This is a genomic window from Klebsiella sp. CN_Kp091, from assembly GCF_040065095.1.
In the GTDB taxonomy this organism is placed as follows: domain Bacteria; phylum Pseudomonadota; class Gammaproteobacteria; order Enterobacterales; family Enterobacteriaceae; genus Klebsiella; species Klebsiella aerogenes.
Genome location: NZ_JBEAIO010000049.1, coordinates 325,440 through 342,275, shown reverse-complemented (window position 1 = coordinate 342,275; position 16,836 = coordinate 325,440). Strand labels below are relative to the sequence as shown.

15 protein-coding genes are annotated in these 16,836 nt (G+C 55.8%); 7 read left to right on the top strand and 8 right to left on the bottom strand.

What is annotated here, in order from left to right:
• Nucleotides 1-64: 64 nt before the first annotated feature.
• The 3 genes from ftrA to mgtS all read left to right on the top strand — a co-directional run bounded on the left by ftrA (nucleotide 65) and on the right by mgtS (nucleotide 1,581).
• Nucleotides 65-1,069: a transcriptional regulator FtrA gene (gene ftrA, locus ABLV17_RS22160; RefSeq protein WP_113373450.1), complete on the top strand. Its 1,005-nt coding sequence runs from the start codon at nucleotides 65-67 to the stop codon at nucleotides 1,067-1,069.
• Nucleotides 1,070-1,130: 61 nt separating this feature from the next.
• Nucleotides 1,131-1,346 (top strand): DUF4177 domain-containing protein, encoded by a 216-nt coding sequence (locus ABLV17_RS22155; protein ID WP_015366741.1) that lies wholly within the window; start codon nucleotides 1,131-1,133, stop codon nucleotides 1,344-1,346.
• Nucleotides 1,347-1,485: 139 nt separating this feature from the next.
• Nucleotides 1,486-1,581: a protein MgtS gene (gene mgtS, locus ABLV17_RS22150; protein ID WP_087860690.1), complete on the top strand. Its 96-nt coding sequence runs from the start codon at nucleotides 1,486-1,488 to the stop codon at nucleotides 1,579-1,581.
• A 120-nt stretch (nucleotides 1,582-1,701) separates the two neighbouring features.
• On the opposite strand, the gene ABLV17_RS22145 is transcribed toward mgtS, so the two are convergent.
• The 3 genes from ABLV17_RS22145 to ABLV17_RS22135 form a co-directional block, all read right to left on the bottom strand.
• Nucleotides 1,702-2,658 (bottom strand): sensor domain-containing diguanylate cyclase, encoded by a 957-nt coding sequence (locus tag ABLV17_RS22145; protein WP_308957930.1) that lies wholly within the window; start codon nucleotides 2,656-2,658, stop codon nucleotides 1,702-1,704.
• Between the two features lie 41 nt (nucleotides 2,659-2,699).
• The gene (locus tag ABLV17_RS22140) at nucleotides 2,700-2,948 is read right to left on the bottom strand and encodes a hypothetical protein (protein WP_087860688.1); all 249 of its coding nucleotides are present in this window, start codon (nucleotides 2,946-2,948) and stop codon (nucleotides 2,700-2,702) included.
• Between the two features lie 382 nt (nucleotides 2,949-3,330).
• A complete protein-coding gene (locus tag ABLV17_RS22135; protein ID WP_047067385.1) occupies nucleotides 3,331-4,395 on the bottom strand; it encodes a LacI family DNA-binding transcriptional regulator in 1,065 nt (354 codons plus the stop codon).
• Between the two features lie 208 nt (nucleotides 4,396-4,603).
• On the opposite strand from ABLV17_RS22135, the gene ABLV17_RS22130 reads away from it, so the two are divergent.
• Together ABLV17_RS22130 and ABLV17_RS22125 are read left to right on the top strand one after the other, a co-directional pair.
• Nucleotides 4,604-7,711, top strand: coding sequence for a beta-galactosidase (locus ABLV17_RS22130; RefSeq protein WP_348854620.1), 3,108 nt, complete (start codon nucleotides 4,604-4,606; stop codon nucleotides 7,709-7,711).
• Nucleotides 7,712-7,752: 41 nt separating this feature from the next.
• Nucleotides 7,753-9,018: an MFS transporter gene (locus tag ABLV17_RS22125; protein WP_087860685.1), complete on the top strand. Its 1,266-nt coding sequence runs from the start codon at nucleotides 7,753-7,755 to the stop codon at nucleotides 9,016-9,018.
• A 4-nt stretch (nucleotides 9,019-9,022) separates the two neighbouring features.
• On the opposite strand, the gene ABLV17_RS22120 is transcribed toward ABLV17_RS22125, so the two are convergent.
• From ABLV17_RS22120 to dcp, 3 genes are all read right to left on the bottom strand, one after another.
• Nucleotides 9,023-10,138 (bottom strand): AAA family ATPase, encoded by a 1,116-nt coding sequence (locus ABLV17_RS22120; RefSeq protein ID WP_087860684.1) that lies wholly within the window; start codon nucleotides 10,136-10,138, stop codon nucleotides 9,023-9,025.
• Nucleotides 10,139-10,162: 24 nt separating this feature from the next.
• On the bottom strand, nucleotides 10,163-10,423 hold the full coding sequence (locus ABLV17_RS22115; protein WP_087860683.1) for a hypothetical protein: 261 nt from the start codon (nucleotides 10,421-10,423) through the stop codon (nucleotides 10,163-10,165).
• Between the two features lie 355 nt (nucleotides 10,424-10,778).
• Nucleotides 10,779-12,818: a peptidyl-dipeptidase Dcp gene (gene dcp / locus ABLV17_RS22110; protein ID WP_348854619.1), complete on the bottom strand. Its 2,040-nt coding sequence runs from the start codon at nucleotides 12,816-12,818 to the stop codon at nucleotides 10,779-10,781.
• A gap of 172 nt (nucleotides 12,819-12,990) precedes the next feature.
• Between dcp and ydfG the strand changes: the two genes are divergently transcribed.
• Together ydfG and ABLV17_RS22100 are read left to right on the top strand one after the other, a co-directional pair.
• Nucleotides 12,991-13,740: a bifunctional NADP-dependent 3-hydroxy acid dehydrogenase/3-hydroxypropionate dehydrogenase YdfG gene (ydfG, locus tag ABLV17_RS22105; protein ID WP_308959061.1), complete on the top strand. Its 750-nt coding sequence runs from the start codon at nucleotides 12,991-12,993 to the stop codon at nucleotides 13,738-13,740.
• Nucleotides 13,741-13,833: 93 nt separating this feature from the next.
• Nucleotides 13,834-14,520 carry a GntR family transcriptional regulator gene (locus ABLV17_RS22100; protein WP_113373457.1) on the top strand — a complete coding sequence of 229 codons (687 nt, stop codon included), beginning with the start codon at nucleotides 13,834-13,836 and terminating at the stop codon, nucleotides 14,518-14,520.
• 45 nt (nucleotides 14,521-14,565) lie between these two features.
• Here ABLV17_RS22100 and ABLV17_RS22095 read toward each other — a convergent pair whose 3' ends face one another.
• Together ABLV17_RS22095 and ABLV17_RS22090 are read right to left on the bottom strand one after the other, a co-directional pair.
• Nucleotides 14,566-14,997: a universal stress protein gene (locus ABLV17_RS22095; RefSeq protein ID WP_213316001.1), complete on the bottom strand. Its 432-nt coding sequence runs from the start codon at nucleotides 14,995-14,997 to the stop codon at nucleotides 14,566-14,568.
• A 247-nt stretch (nucleotides 14,998-15,244) separates the two neighbouring features.
• Complete coding sequence (locus ABLV17_RS22090) at nucleotides 15,245-16,708, bottom strand: mannitol dehydrogenase family protein (RefSeq protein WP_271032468.1); 1,464 nt, start codon at nucleotides 16,706-16,708, stop codon at nucleotides 15,245-15,247.
• Nucleotides 16,709-16,836: the final 128 nt, after the last annotated feature.

Sequence of the window (16,836 nt, the reverse complement as noted above, 5' to 3'; positions counted from 1 at the left end):
TATTCTCCTTGTCTGTGGTAACACTACTTTAACCACCACCGTACCCGGACCACCGCCCCCATTGATGACAGAAAACGCTGAAATCCTGACAACCCACAATGTGACACTGTCACCACCAAAAGTCGTCGTTCTGGCCTATGACGGCCTGTGTACCTTTGAGTTCGGCGTGGCGGTGGAGATTTTTGGCCTCCCGCGCCCGGAAATGGGCGAAAGTTGGTATCGGTTCGCGGTCGCCGCCGTCGATGATGGCGAGCTTCGCGCCACCGGTGGTATCCGTATCGTCAGCGATGGCGGACTGGCGCTGCTTGATGAAGCGGACACCATCGTCGTACCCGGCTGGCGAGGCATAGAAAGCGATGTTCCTCAGGCTTTGTGCCAGTCGCTGGCGGCAGCGTATGCGCGCGGCTGCAGAATCGTCTCTATCTGTTCCGGTGTATTTGTGCTCGCCGCCGCCGGATTGCTCAATGGACGGCAGGCCACCACCCATTGGCGTTATACTGCCCGGCTGCAGGAGCGTTTTCCGTTGATTGAGGTGGTGGAAGACGTGCTGTACGTCGGCGATGCGCGGCTGATGACCTCCGCCGGCAGCGCCGCGGGCATCGATCTCTGTCTGCATCTGGTGCGTGAAGATTTCGGCCATGAAGCGGCGAATATCGTCGCCCGGCGGCTGGTGGTGTCGCCGCACCGCGACGGTGGGCAAGCGCAGCAGGTGATTCGCCCGGTGGCGACAGCGCGTGAAAGCCAGCGCCTCGGCCAGCTGTTTGATTACCTGCATCAGCATCTCGCTGAGAGCCATACCCTTGCCTCGCTGGCGCAGCGAATGGATATGAGCCCGCGTACTTTCTTGCGCCGTTTTCAGCAGGCGACCGGCAAATCACCGGCCCGCTGGCTGCTCGATGAGCGCCTGCTTCGTGCCCGCCAGCAGCTCACCGATAGCCGTCTCAGCATCGACAGAATCGCCGAAATCTGCGGTTTCGCTAATGCCAGTACGCTACGTCATCACTTTCGCCAGCAATTCGCCGTGAGCCCGCTGCAATATCGAAAAAAGTTTTCCACCGGTCAGTGGTAATATTAAGATGGCCTGCGACAATAATTCGCGTCGTTGAATTACACCTGCAAGGATTAAGCTGATGAAAAAAGAGTGCCGCGTCGTTATCTATAAAGAGGGGCTGCTGGGCAGTATGTTTTTCGGCGAAGCCAAGGCCGATCCCGATAAAATGAGCCGGTTCCTCACTGAGTACACGCAGCAGGGCTGGGAAGTCAAAACCATGGCGGTCGAACGCCGCCGCAGCGCCCTGTTCTGGTCGCGCGAAGCGTATTTATTTGTGCTCGAACGCGCCATCTGATGCGTTAATTTATTTCATATAACATAACGCCATTCTGGTTAATCGTTTGTTTAGATTGACCAGGATACTATCTATTCAACAACCGTAAACCCTGTTCAATGAGGACAACATTAGCGCATAAATAAAATGGAGGTAGACCATGCTGGGAAATATGCATATTTTTATGGCCGTACTGGGAACAATCCTGTTCTTTGGTTTTCTGGCCGCGTATCTAAGCCACAAATGGGATGACTGATGAACGACGATAATCCCCACCCGTAAGCGCCCCCTGCTGCTGTTGCACCAGGGGGCGTTCTGCTTTAAGTCACTTCTTCGAACGCCTGCCACATCATCCCCACCGCCTGTTTACTGCCGCTTATAAGGTTTTTCTACGCTTGCGCGAATACATCACTTCATCGCTTTGTTTGAGCATATCCCCGAGCGTCGGATAACGGCAGACATCGCTCTGTAGCTCGCCGTAAGAGTAATTAATGTTATAGGGTTTTCCTGACGTCTGGTTGTAATGATCGACACTCTCACGCAGCTTTTGCAAGAATGTGTCGGCACGCCCGTTGCGGGTAATCATCGCGGCGAACTCATCGCCGCCTAAACGGCCGACAACCTCGCCTGGCAGCAGATGTTGCGCCAGAAACGCCGCAAAGGTTTTTAGCACCTCGTCACCTTCCGCATGCCCCCACAGATCGTTAATGGGTTTGAATTTATCGAGATCAAAAAAGACCAGGCTAAACGGGGTTGAGTGACTCGTAAGCGTACGGAAACGTTTATCGCCGATGCGGTAAAAGCCGCGTCGGTTAGCGATGCCGGTCAGACTGTCGGTCATCGCCATGCCAATCACCTGGAACTCATCCTCGACGATATACGCCAGATCCTTGAGTACGGCGATCTCTTCATCGTTAAAATCGCGCGGCGTGGTATGAATCAGACATAGCGTGCCGGCCACGGCGCCATCGGGCAGATGGACAGGATAGCCCGCGTAGAAGCGGATATAGGGTTCGCCCGTCACCAGCGGGTTATCATAAAAACGATCGTCATTGACCGCATCGTTAACGATGAAGGCGCCTTCCTGCAAGATGGCGTGGGCGCAAAAAGAGATATCGCGCCGGGTCTGGCGAATCCCCAATCCCTGACAGGCGAGCAGCCACTGCCGTTCACGGTCGAGCAGGCTGATGAGTACCACCGGCACCTGAAAAATTTTTTTAGCCAGCCGGGTGAGGCGTTCGAAACGCTCATCATCACGGGTATCCAGCAGGTCCGCCAGATACAGCGATTTCAGTCTTTCTTCTTCATTTTCCGGTACGCCTGGGAATTTCATAATACCTCATTGCAATAAAGCGAAAAAATCGGGTGGCGGGATTAATGAGCAGCAGATGAAAAGCGCGTCAGCGCCCCATACCAGTCATAGCTGCCCTGGGTACCAATTTCGCGTTCCCCCTCCTCCAGCTTCAGCAGAAAACGGCGTTTATTGAGCTGATCGAGGTTGTGGAAGTAATTTGCCAGCCGTCGGGCTAAATCTTCATACATGGCGAAAGCCACCGCGGTCCCTTGCGCCGTATCGGCATACTTAGCAAATTCGTTCTTAATCGCCTGAAAATCATCGTTCATTGAGAGCACCACCTCCTGTTACATTGTCATCAGTATGGTTAGCCCTGGCCGTTTTTTCCATCCCAATAGCTATCAGCATTTTATGCTGCCTGAAAAAATACAGCCCGCGGAAAACCCGAGACCTACGCCATAAAAAACAACGTGTTTACGCTGCTATCAGCGCAAATTACCGGCAACCAGCAGAAGATAATAAAATCGACAAGCGACGAGACCGGAGCGAATGGGCAAAAAAAAACCGCCATGTGACTGGCGGTGAATAAATGCTTGCATGGATAGATCGTAGATTGTATTTAGCGTTTTCGTAGAAAAGCGTCGGGACTTCCTACGTCTGATTCGCAGGCTAGCACGCCCTTGTTCAATAAATCTTAAACCGCAGACGTACTCATAGCTTCTCCACCAGCGCTTTAAGTTCCGCGATCAGCGGCGCGGTATTATCCTGCGTCGCGAGCGGCCACGTCGACTGGCGTACCACCAGCCGCGCCGGCAGCAGTTCGCGCAGGCGGCCGGTCGGCGCCGCCATCTGCTGCATCAGTAATTCCACCGCCCGGCGGCCTAACAGATCAAAATCCTGGGCGACAGTGGTAAGCGGCGGCTGAAAGTAAAGGCTATCGGCCGTATCGTCATAACCGGTCACCGAAATCGCCTGGCTGCCGCGTCGATTAAGCTGCGCCAGCGCGCTTAGTACCCCAAGCGCCATCTGATCGTTGGCGACCACAATCGCGCTTAATTTCGGGTTTTTATGCAGCAACTCGAAGGTTTTTTGCCAGCCGCTTGCGGCGCTCCAGTCGCCGAATACCGTGATCGATTGACTGACCCCCAGCCGGTGCAACGTCTCGCGCCAGCTGCCAAGGCGCATCCGCGCCGACACCGAGCTTTCCGGCCCGGCCAACAGGCCGAACTCGCGATGTCCTAATTCCCAAAGGTGGCGCACGCAGGCGCCGCAGCCATCACGATGATCGAAACGCACGCAGGAGACATCCGTCTCCGGCGAGACATCGAGAAACAGACAGGCGATATCCGTATTTTCCGCGGCCAGCCGTTCGGCGACGCTGCTCTCAAGCGGCAGGCTGATAATGGCGCCTCGAATATGCTGGGCGCGAAACTCATCCAGCCGCGCCTGCAGCGCCGGATAATCACTTTGCGCCGGCATGGCAATGGCGACCTCCAGCCCCTGCTCACCGGCATACCGTTTCACCGCCGCGGCAATTTGCGACGGCGCGTGTAAGGTCAACGACGCGGTGATAAGCCCTATCGATGCCGCCGCTTTGCCCGCCAATAGCTGTGCCGAACGGTTAGGCACATAGTGCAGCGTCTGCATCGCACGCAGCACCTTTTCACGGGTGCGCTGCGCCACAATCTGCGGGTTATTCACCACCCGCGAAACCGTCTGCTGCGATACGCCCGCCTCGCGGGCGACATCTTCTAAAGTGGCTGAACGGCGCTGCATCGCGTACTCCTGTCAGTGAAAACGGCGTAATGTCTTACGCTAACATTTTATGTCTTCCTTACGACAAAAATCTGCTATTTGCGCCGTGATTCGTGATCGTGAATGGGTTTCATTTTCGCCAACATTGCGGGTCTGTGGAAAATACCCGATAACCCGATGAGATTGTTTAGCGAATAACATTTATTACCATTATCCGTCAGGTATGCGTATGCAACGATATGATTCAGGCGCCGCTCGCGGCCCCGCTTTTCACGAAGTTCTGGCCCGCCAGGACTGGCAGAACCAGACTATCACTCACCTCAACCGACTGCCCGCTCATCCCTCTTTTGCCAGCTGGCGCGATGCCGATGCGGCGCGCGACAACCGCCCTTCCGACCGCCGTCGTCAACTGGACGGCGAATGGCAATTTTCCTATGCCCGCAGTCCATTTCAGGTGGATGCCAGCTGGCTACTGCATGACCTGCCCGACAGCCGCCCGACGCCGGTGCCTTCAAACTGGCAAATGGAGGGTTATGACGCGCCGATATACAGCAACGTCCGCTATCCGATTGATACCGTGCCGCCGCGGGTGCCCGAAGACAACCCTACCGGCTGCTATTCGTTACAGTTGACCGTCGATGAGGGGTGGCGGGCCGAAGGGCAAACGCAAATTATCTTTGATGGCGTCAACTCCGCCTTTCATCTGTGGTGCAACGGCGAGTGGGTCGGCTACTCCCAGGATAGCCGCCTGCCCGCCGCCTTTGATTTAAGCCCGTATCTGCAGCCAGGCGCCAACCGCCTGTGCGTGATGGTGATGCGCTGGAGCGCGGGCAGTTGGCTTGAAGATCAGGATATGTGGCGCATGAGCGGTATCTTCCGTTCGGTCTGGCTGTTGCATAAACCACAGACCCGCCTCAGCGATGTGCAATTAACCCCGCAGCTCGATGCTCTATATCGCGACGCGCAATTGCAGGTCAAACTTAGCGTCGAGGCCGCGCCTGAAGCGCTGGCGGCGTTGGAAGTGGAGGTCGCGCTGTGGGATGGCGAGACACGGATTGCCAGCCAGCGCCAGCCGTTGGGTACGCCGATTGTTGATGAACGCGGCAGCTACGGCGAGCGGGCAATCGTCAATCTCGACGTCGAGCGCCCGCGACTGTGGAGCGCCGAGCAGCCGCATTGCTACCGCGCGGTGGTGTCGCTATGGCGCGGCGAGACGTTGCTGGAAGCGGAAGCCTGGGACATGGGTTTTCGCCAGGTCGAAATCCGTGACGGGCTACTGTTACTCAATGGCAAGCCGCTGCTGATTCGCGGCGTCAACCGCCACGAACATCATCATCAGCGCGGCCAGGTGGTCAACGAAGAGGATATGATGCAGGACATTCTGCTGATGAAGCAGAACAATTTCAACGCCGTGCGCTGTTCGCACTACCCCAACGCCCCGCGCTGGTACGAGCTATGCAACCGCTACGGCCTGTACGTGGTAGACGAAGCCAATATCGAAACTCACGGCATGGTGCCGATGAATCGGCTGTCTGACGATCCGACCTGGCTTGCCGCTTACAGCGCGCGCGTCACCCGTATGGTCCAAAGCAACCGCAACCATCCCTCGATCATTATCTGGTCGCTGGGTAATGAGTCCGGCTGCGGCGACAACCATCAGGCCATGTACCAATGGTTGAAGCACAACGATCCTTCGAGGCCGGTACAGTATGAAGGCGGCGGCGCCGACAGCAGCGCCACCGATATTATCTGCCCGATGTACGCCCGCGTCGAGCGCGACCAGCCCTTCCCGGCGGTGCCCAAATGGTCGATCAAAAAGTGGATCGGGATGCCTGGCGAACAGCGTCCGTTGATCCTCTGCGAATACGCCCACGCGATGGGCAATAGCCTGGGCAATTTCGCCGATTACTGGCAAGCCTTCCGCGACTATCCACGCCTGCAGGGCGGTTTTATCTGGGATTGGGCCGACCAGGCAATCGAGAAAACATTCCCGGATGGTAGCGTCGGCTGGGCCTATGGCGGCGATTTCGGCGATAAGCCTAACGACCGGCAGTTCTGCATGAATGGCCTGGTATTCCCCGACCGGCGCGCCCATCCTTCGCTTATCGAGGCCAAACATGCGCAACAGTATTTCCAATTCGCCTTGCTCGAACAAAATCCGCTGCGGATTGCTATCACCAGCGAATACCTGTTCCGCGCCACCGATAACGAAACGCTGCGCTGGCGCGTAGAGTGCGCCGGAGAAACGATAGCCAGCGGCGACTTAGCGCTGACGCTGGCGCCGCAAGAACGGGCGGAATTCACCCTTAGCGACAGCCTGTCCCTGACGCGCGGCGCCCGCGATGTCTGGCTGCAGCTCGAAGTGATCCAGCCGCAGGCGACGTCATGGTCTGAGCCCGGTCATCGCGTCGCCTGGCAGCAGCTAACGCTTGCCGCGCCGCTGGCGCTAGCTGAGACCTCCGCCGAAGGCCCGGCGCCCGTCCTGACGATTGAGCCCACGCTCTATCAGGTCAGCGTCGGATCCCAGCGCTGGGTTATCGATCGCCAAAGCGGACGTTTAAGCGAATGGTATTGCGCGGGAGAACAGCAGCTGCTGACGCCGCTGGAGGATCAGTTTGTCCGTGCGCCGCTGGACAATGATATTGGCGTCAGCGAAGTCGAACGTATCGATCCGAACGCCTGGGTCGAGCGCTGGAAGAGCGCCGGTCTGTACCAGTTGACGACCCGCTGTGTGAAATGCGAGGCGCAACAGCTGGCGCGGGAGGTGATAGTTGATAGTTACTGGCACTATCTGCACGGCGAAGAGACGGTCATTGCCAGCCACTGGCGCATGACCTTCACCGCCGACGGCAAGCTCCAGCTCACCGTTGATGGCGAACGAGCCGCAACGTTACCGCCGCTGGCGCGCGTCGGGCTGCGCTTCCAGGTCGCCGATCAGCACGCTGAGGTCAGCTGGTTGGGATTAGGGCCGCACGAAAACTATCCGGATCGCAAAAGTAGCGCCTGTTTTTCACGCTGGCAACAGCCGCTGCGCGAGATGAGCACGCCCTATATCTTCCCCAGCGAAAACGGTCTGCGCTGCGATTGCAAAGCGATGGACTGGGGACGCTGGCACGTCGCAGGCCAGTTCCACTTTTCGGTGCAGTCGTACAGTACGGAACAGCTGATGACGACCGATCACTGGCATCGCATGGCGCCGGAAAAAGGCGTCTGGATCACGCTCGATGGCCAGCATATGGGCGTGGGCGGCGATGATTCCTGGACACCAAGCGTTCTGCCACAGTGGCTGCTGCTCGAGGCCCAATGGCGCTATCAGGTTTCGCTTCATTGTCAATAATAACGGGGGCTTCGGCCCCCACCGCACAGGTATAATAAGATATGAAACTCTCTGAACTCACGCCCCGCGAACGGCACAATTTTATCTATTTCATGCTGTTCTTTTTCTTTTACTATTTCATTATGTCGGCTTACTTTCCCTTTTTTCCGGTGTGGCTGGCGGAAGTAAACCATTTAACGAAAACCGAAACAGGGATTGTTTTCTCCTCCATTTCGCTGTTCGCGATAATTTTCCAACCGGTGTTTGGCCTGATTTCCGATAAGCTCGGGCTGCGTAAACATCTGCTGTGGACCATTACCGTACTGCTTATTTTATTCGCCCCGTTCTTTATTTTTGTCTTCTCGCCGCTGCTGCAAATAAACATTATCGCCGGCGCTCTGGTGGGGGGCGTTTATTTAGGCGTGGTATTTTCCAGCGGTTCTGGCGCTGTCGAGGCCTATATTGAACGCGTCAGCCGCGCCAACCGTTTTGAATATGGCAAAGTGCGCGTCTCGGGCTGCGTCGGCTGGGCGCTTTGCGCGTCAATTACCGGTATCTTATTCGGCATCGACCCGAATATTACCTTCTGGATAGCCTCCGGTTTTGCGCTGGTGCTTGGCGTGTTGTTATGGCTATCGCGTCCGGAAGCCAGCAGCAGCGCGCAGGTTATTGACGCCATCGGCGCCAACCGCCAGGCCTTTTCTCTACGTACGGCGGCCGAACTGCTGCGAATGCCGCGCTTCTGGGGATTTATTATTTATGTGGTGGGCGTCGCCAGCGTGTATGACGTTTTCGACCAGCAGTTCGCAAACTTTTTTAAAGGCTTTTTCGCCACGCCGCAGCGCGGGACCGAGGTCTTCGGCTTTGTCACCACCGGCGGTGAATTACTCAACGCGATGATTATGTTCTGCGCCCCGGCAATTATTAACCGTATCGGTGCGAAAAACGCCCTGCTGACGGCCGGCATAATTATGTCGATGCGCATTCTCGGATCTTCATTTGCGACTTCGGCGGTGGAAGTGGTCATTTTAAAAATGCTGCACATGTTTGAATTACCGTTCCTGCTGGTCGGGACCTTCAAATATATATCTTCCGCATTTAACCCTAAGCTTTCCGCCACCCTATTTTTAATCGGCTTTAACCTGTCGAAACAGCTTTCCGGCGTAGTGCTTTCGGCCTGGGTCGGGAGGATGTACGACACCGTGGGTTTTCACCAGGCCTACCTTATCCTCGGCTCAATCACCCTGAGCTTTACCCTGATATCGCTGTTTACCTTAAAAGGCGGTAAGACGCTGCTACCCGCGGCAGAGTATAACAACGCGGCCTGAGAGATTAACGTTCCGTCAGGGATGACGGCAACGCCGCTTTAATTTGCGTTTGCCCACCGTTGTTTTCCAGTTCGTAGAGGCGGCACTCCGCTCGCGCCGAGATCAATTGCGCCAGTTCAGCCGAATGGCTGGTGAGCCAGATCTGGCTATAGCGTGATGCCTCGACAATCAGTCGCGCCAGCGCCGGGAACATCTGGCGATGCAGGCTGTTTTCCGGCTCATTAATGGCGAGAAACGCCGGCGGCCGTGGGCTGAGCAAAGCCACCGCCAGGCACAAAAAACGCAGGGTGCCGTCAGACATCTCCGCCGCCAGCAGAGGCCGATAAATCCCCTCCCGGCGCATCTTCATCACGAAACGCGAGTTTTCGTTCTCGCAGAAAAAGGTACAGTCGGGAAACGCTTCGCCGAGGATTTCATGCAGCAACTCCTCAGCGCCGATTTCGACGATAGTCTGAAAGGCCGCCGCCAGATTGCCGCCATCGCTATCGAGCACCGGCGAACGATAGCCGACCGTCGGCTGGCGTAGCGGTGAAAGCCTGCCGATGGCAAACTCATGGTAAAAACGCCAGCGGCGCATGGTCTCCCGCACGCGCGACACTTCCGGGAAACGATGCGGCTCGCCTAGCTGGCCGAAAATAGACTCGTTTTCGTAAATAGTATCGGTGAAGGTACTTTTTTCACCGTTGACGTCGACCAGGAACGCCGCCTGGTTTTTCCGCTGCAGTACACGCGACGACGGCCGGCGGTTAAAGCCCGACAGCCAGATATTCTCTTCTTTAACGATCGGATCGAGCATGAATTGCGTCGGATACGGCAGTTTTTCCGGAAATCCGACCTGCAATTCATATTCAAATTCATCGGTCAGGCAGGCGATTTGCAGACGCCGCGGATGGCGATCGGTTGGCGCCTGCTTTCCCGACCACATGATATTCTCCAGTCCGCCCTCCTCGCTGACATAGCTGGAAAACTGGCCGTCAGCCGAGGCGGTTAACAGATGGATCGCTTTGTAGATATTCGATTTTCCGCAACCGTTAGGGCCGAACACAATGTTCAGCGGCCCCAGTTCCAGTTCAATCTCTCTGACTGAACGGAAGTTGTTAATACGAATACGGTTAATCATGCCATTCCTCAGGCGCGCCGACGCTCAACTGAGCGATTTTTTCATCCCACGCGTTAGCGCGACTCTGGCGAGCTTATCGGCATCCAGATGTGAATCACTAAATACGCCAAAAAACAGACGTTCATTATCAATAACCTGCGACACCACCCGGTAGTTCAGCGGCAGCCCGGATGGCGCGCCGTACTGCGCAGGGGTGACGGAAACTTCCGTCGCGGTGTCGGCGACGCTGACCAGCAGACCATCTGCTTTGCCGCCTACCAGCATGACCTTAATTAACGGGTGCACTGTGTTCCTCCCGAGTGGGGTCAAAAATGTCATTGAACAAATCCCAGGCCACGCCCAAGCGCCGCAGGAAAAAACATCGTCGTAAGTACTTTTTTATAGTTCATAGCGGCCTGGAATATAAAAAAAAACAAATTGCACTTTGTAAGCACGCATTATTAGTAGTAAAGGCCGACAAATGATGAAGGAAAAAAGTGGAATTGTGAATCTTAACAACTCTTATTTGTTGCGCCTGGCATTGAGAATGGTCGCAAAATGTACATTGGTTACAGTGGCATGCCGTGCGTTTTGATAGCCCGTACAAGGCGCAAAGCGTCGCCTCCGGGGAAAACCCTGGCGGCGACGGGTCGCACAGTATCTACAAGCCGCGATTTTTCAACATCGGCTCGATCAGCGGATCGTGCCCGCGCCAGTCGCGATACAGCGCGTCGAGATCGCTGCTGTTACCGCGCGATAAGATCGCCTCGCGGAAACGTTGACCGTTTTCCCGGGTTAATCCCCCCTGCTCGACAAACCACTGATAACCGTCGTCGGCGAGCATTTGCGTCCACAGATAGGCATAGTAGCCCGCCGCATAACCGCCGCCGAAAATATGTGAGAAATAGCTGCTGCGATAGCGCGGCGGAACCGCCGCCAGATCCATCTGCTCCTCGCGCAGCGATTGCTGTTCAAAAGCATCGACATCCTGCGGCAGCGCCTGCGGGGTGACGCTGTGCCAGCGCATGTCCAGCAGCGCCGCCGCCAGCAGTTCGCTCATGTCATAACCCTTATTGAACGTTGAGGCGCGGAACATGCTGTCGCGCAGATCGTCCGGCATAGCGTCGCCGGTCTGGTAGTGCTTCGCATAATGGGCGAAGACCAGCGGCTCGCGGGCCCAATGTTCATAAATCTGCGACGGAAACTCGACGAAATCGCGCGGCGTATTGGTGCCAGAAAGGCTCGCATAGCGCTGGTTAGCGAACAGGCCGTGCAGCGCATGGCCAAATTCGTGGAACAGCGTGATGACGTCATCCCACGATAGCAGCGCGCAGCCGCCGGCTTTTGGTTTCTGGTAGTTGCAAACGTTGTAAATGACCGGACGCTGGGCACGCAGCGTCGATTGCTCGACGAACACGTCCATCCAGGCGCCGCCGCTTTTGCTGTCACGCGAGAAATAATCGCCGTAAAACAGCGCCATGCCTTCGCCGTTGGCATCAAAGATTTCCCATACCCGCACATCGGGATGGTAAAGCGGAATATCAAAACGTTCGACAAAGCGGATGCCAAACAGCTGGGAGGCGGTCCAGAAAACGCCATCTTCCAGCACCCGGTCCAGAGCGAAATAGGGTTTTAGCTGCGCTTCATCGATGGCGAATTTAGCGCGCCGCACCTGCTCGCCGTAATATAACCAGTCCCAGGCCGCAGCCTGAAAATCGCCGCCCTCTTCATCAATAACTCGCTGGATGTCGGCAAGCTCCTGTTCGGCGCGGCGGCGGGCCGCAGGCGCGATGCGGCGCATAAAGGCAAGCGCCTCAGACGGCGTTTTCGCCATCTGGTCGGCCATCGACCAGCTCGCGTAATCGGCGACGCCCAGCAATTCAGCCTTACGCGCGCGGATTTCCGCCAGCCGCAAAACCAGTTCACGGGTGTCGTTGGCATCGCCCTTCTGGTTACGCGTCCAGCCCGCGGCGAACAAATTGCGCCGGGTCTGGCGATCGGCAAGTGCCTGCAGCGCCGGTTGCTGGGTGGTATTGGTCAGCGCCAGCAGCCAACGGTCGTGCAGGCCTTTGTCGCGCGCGGCATCGGCGGCGGCGGCAATCTCATCCGCGGCCAGTCCGTCAAGCTGGTGTTGATAATCAACGACCAGACCGCCGGACTTCACCGCCGCCAGCAGACGCTGCTGGAACTGACTTTGCAGTGACGCTTCCTCGGTATTCAACGCTTTTAGCGCAGTTTTCTGCTCTTGCGCCAACGCGGCTCCCGCCAGCTGAAAACGCTGCCAGCTCACCTCGAGCAGACGACGCGACTCCGGATCCAGACTCAGGGCGTCGCGCTGCTGCCAGACCTGTTTAACACGCTGGTATAGCGCCTCGTTGAGCCAGATATCGTTGCCAAGCTCGGCGAGCTCGGCTGAGAATTGTTCGTCCAGTTGCTGTATCAGCGGATTGGTATTCGCCCCGGCCATGGCGAAAAAGACTCGGGTTACCCGGCCTAATAGTTGGCCGCTCTGTTCCAACGCAACCAGGGTATTGTCAAAATCCGCCGGCGCCGGGTTATTGATTATCGCCGCAATCTCCTCGCGCTGGCGCCGTACGCCCTCATCAAAAGCCGGGCGATAATGACTATCTTCAATCAAATCAAAATGCGGCGCCTGGTACGGCAGCAGGCTGACGTGTAAAAAGGGGTTATTGTCCGACATCATTCTCTCCTGAACGCGGGTATCCACTAAGATTAGGCAACTCATTGATTGGCCGCAATGATTTATCCTGCCAGCGCGTTATACCAACAGATGACGATACGATTTTCCTTTACCGCGCGGCGTTATCGCGTGCTATGTTATGACAACACAAAAAGCGTTGAGGAACAGTAAGATGATTATTCTGGTGACTGGTGCAACTGCTGGATTTGGCGAAAGTATTACTCGTCGTTTTATCGCTAATGGCCACAAAGTTATCGCCACCGGGCGTCGTGAAGAGCGCCTGAAGTCGCTCAAAGAGGAGCTTGGCGATAACCTGTATACCGCGCAACTCGACGTGCGTAATCGCGCCGCCATCGAAGAGATGATCGCCGGGTTGCCTGCACAGTGGCAGGCTATCGATGTTCTGGTGAATAACGCCGGCCTGGCGTTAGGTCTGGAACCCGCCCATCGCGCCAGCGTTGAAGATTGGGAAGACATGATCGATACCAATAATAAAGGCCTGGTGTACATGACCCGCGCGGTGCTGCCGGGGATGGTTGAGCGTAATCGCGGCCATATTATTAATATCGGTTCGACCGCCGGCAGTTGGCCCTACGCTGGCGGTAACGTCTACGGCGCGACCAAAGCGTTCGTGCGCCAGTTCAGCCTGAATCTGCGCACCGATTTGCACGGTACCGCGATTCGCGTCACCGATGTCGAGCCGGGCCTGGTAGGCGGCACCGAGTTCTCCAACGTGCGTTTTAAAGGCGACGATGCGAAAGCCGGTAAAACTTATGAGAACACCCAGGCGCTGACGCCGGAAGATGTCACCGAAGCGGTGTGGTGGGTCGCGAATCTGCCGAAACATGTCAACATTAACACGCTGGAAATGATGCCGGTCAGCCAGAGCTTTGCCGGTCTCAGCGTCCATCGTCAGGGCTAACGTCCTCTGCGGCCTGGCCTGCGGGCCAGGTCTGGGCGGAACGGCAAAAAACGAGTAAAATAATGCTCATAACCCATTAAAAAGTAATCATCAATGGCCGCAGAAACGCAACTGAATCCGACCCAGCCCGTCAATCAGCAAATCTATCGCATCCTTCGCCGGGATATTGTCCATTGCCTGATCCCGCCGGGAACCCCGCTGTCGGAGAAAGAGGTGTCGGTGCGATTTGATGTCTCCCGCCAGCCGGTACGCGAAGCCTTTATCAAATTGGCGGAAAACGGGCTGATTCAGATCCGCCCACAGCGCGGCAGCTATGTGAATAAAATCTCGATGGCCCAGGTGCGTAACGGCTGTTTCGTGCGCCAGGCCATTGAGTGCGCGGTAGTGCGCCGCGCGGGATCGATGATAAACGATGAACAGCTCTATCAGCTGGAGCAAAACCTCAATCAGCAGCGGGTGGCGGTAGAGCGTCAGCAGCTCAATGATTTTTTCCAGCTCGATGACGAATTTCACCAGAAATTGTCCCTTATCGCCGACTGCCAGCTGGCGTGGGACACCATTGAAAATATCAAAGCAACCATCGACCGGGTGCGCTATATGAGTCTCGATCACGTGACCCCGCCGGATATGCTGCTGCGTCAACATCTCGATATCTTTAAAGCGCTGGAAAAACGCGATCTTGATGCCGTCGAACAGGCGATGAATATCCATCTACATGAAATTAGCGAGTCGGTATTGTTGATTCGTCAGGAAAATAGCGAGTGGTTCAGCGAAGAATAATGGGATAAACGGCAGCCAACGTTGCGTCAGCTGCCGTAAAATAGATTACCGCACCACTAACACCGGAACTTTGGCATAGCGTAAAACGGATTCGGCGTTTGAACCAAGAAGATGGGTTGAAATACCCGGTTTGCGAGAGCCAATAACGATAACGTCAAAATTCTCTTTTTCGCTCAGCGCTAATATTTCATCGCGCACATTGCCAAAAACAATGCGGGTATGGATCCGCGTCGCCGGGATTGAAAACAACCGCGAGAGATCGCGCATTTTCTTTTCCGACTCCTCTTTCATGAAGGCTTCAAATTTACGAATATCCGCCGTGAAGCCGCGCAGCAGGGAACTGGTGCTGTTTGGCAGCACGTTCAGCAACGTGATTTCACCCTCTTCGGCAGATGCTAAAAAATCCGCGTGACGAACGGCCTTATCGCTTAAATCCATTTCAAAAACATCGACCGGCAACAGTATTTTTTTGTACATAGCCTGAGCTCCTTAGTCCTGAAGAAACCGTTGGGGTGATTTTATTCTGCCATATTTAAACGTATGGGAATACGATCAATCACCCAAATAAATACTTCAGTAATAAAAATAAACTTCAACAATATATAATTAATTATAGATATTTAGAGTTATGTACAGGCGGGGAATATCACAAGATAATCGTATTGCTAATACAAAAATAGCCCAGCACGCAATACGTTGCCGGGCTATTCATCGTCGGACGTTTTTACTGGCCTTTAGCCCATTCGGCAACGGTCGCCTTCGCGCCGTGAATCTGTAAAGAGAGATACGCCGCCGTCACCGCATCGACAAAACGCGGTTCCTGCGGCAGGCTATCGCCGAAAATGGCCTTAATACCTAGTAGCGCCTGCACGCGCTCGCTACCCTCTTTACTGCCCTGCACCGTCTGTTGAATTATCGGCAGCAGCGGATCGCTGATTTCAATTGCCTGCCCCTGATCATCGACGCCGCTCACGTAGCGCATCCAGCCGGCAATACCCAGCGCCAGCAGGCTGAAATCACTGTGATGCGCCAGGTGCCAGCGAACGGAGTCCAACATACGCTGCGGGAGCTTCTGGCTTCCGTCCATCGCAATCTGCCAGGTGCGATGCTTAAGCGCCGGATTACTATAACGCTCAATGAGCAAACCAGCATAACGCGCCAGATCCACGCCCTGTACACTCAGCGTCGGCGCTTGCTCTTGCAACATTAACGCCTGCGCGGCGCGGCGGTAGTTATCATCCTGCATGCAATCATTGATATGCTGATAACCGGCGAGATAGCCCAGATAAGCGAGGAACGAATGGCTGCCGTTGAGCATTCGCAGCTTCATCTCTTCAAACGGCACGACGTCAGTGACCAGCTCCGCCCCGGCTTTCTCCCACTGCGGACGACCAGCCACGAAGTTATCTTCGATAACCCACTGGCGGAACGGTTCACAGGCCACACCGGCCGGGTCGCGCACCCCGGTGAGTTGTTCAATTTTATCCAGCGTATCTGCGGTCACGGCCGGAACGATGCGGTCGACCATTGTGGAAGGGAACGTCACGTTCTGTTCAATCCACTGCGCCAGTTCGTCATCAACTGCGCGGGCATACGCACAAACTACGTTGCGCATTACGTGGCCGTTTTCCGGCATATTATCGCAGGACATGACGCTGAAAGCCGGCAGACCGGCGGCGCGACGGCGCGCCAGCGCTTCTACCACCACGCCCGGAGCCGATTTCGGCTGGTGTGGAGTTTGCAGATCGGCGGCAATCAGCGGGTTATCGAGCTGCAGCTGGCCGGTGGCCGGAGAGTGGCAGTAGCCTTTTTCGGTGATGGTCAGCGAGACAATCGCCACCTGCGGTTCGCACATTTTTGCCAACACGCTTTCCAGGCCGTCGACCTGCGCATGCATCGCCTGCTTCACCACGCCGACGACGCGCGCGGTCCAGGCATCGGCGGACATTTCAGCCACCGTATAGAGCAGGTCCTGCTGTTGCAAATCGGCAATTTGCTGCTCACCGCCAATGAGGTTCACTTCGGTATAGCCCCAGTCGCTGCCGTGTTCGGCGGCAAGGATATCAGCGTAAACCGCCTGATGGGCGCGGTGGAAAGCCCCAAAACCGAGATGAACGATGCGAGAAACCAGCTTGCTGCGATCGTAAGAAGGAAGCGTTGCCCTGGCGTTTAAAAGCGTGTTTTCCATGGTGTCTCTCATTTTTATGATGACTGATAAATCATTCTCAAACAGAATGTTTTGGTGAGGTAAACCATCGCACGCAATTGGTATGACATCTTTGATTTCCATCAACTACCATACAAGAAGATTCAGCG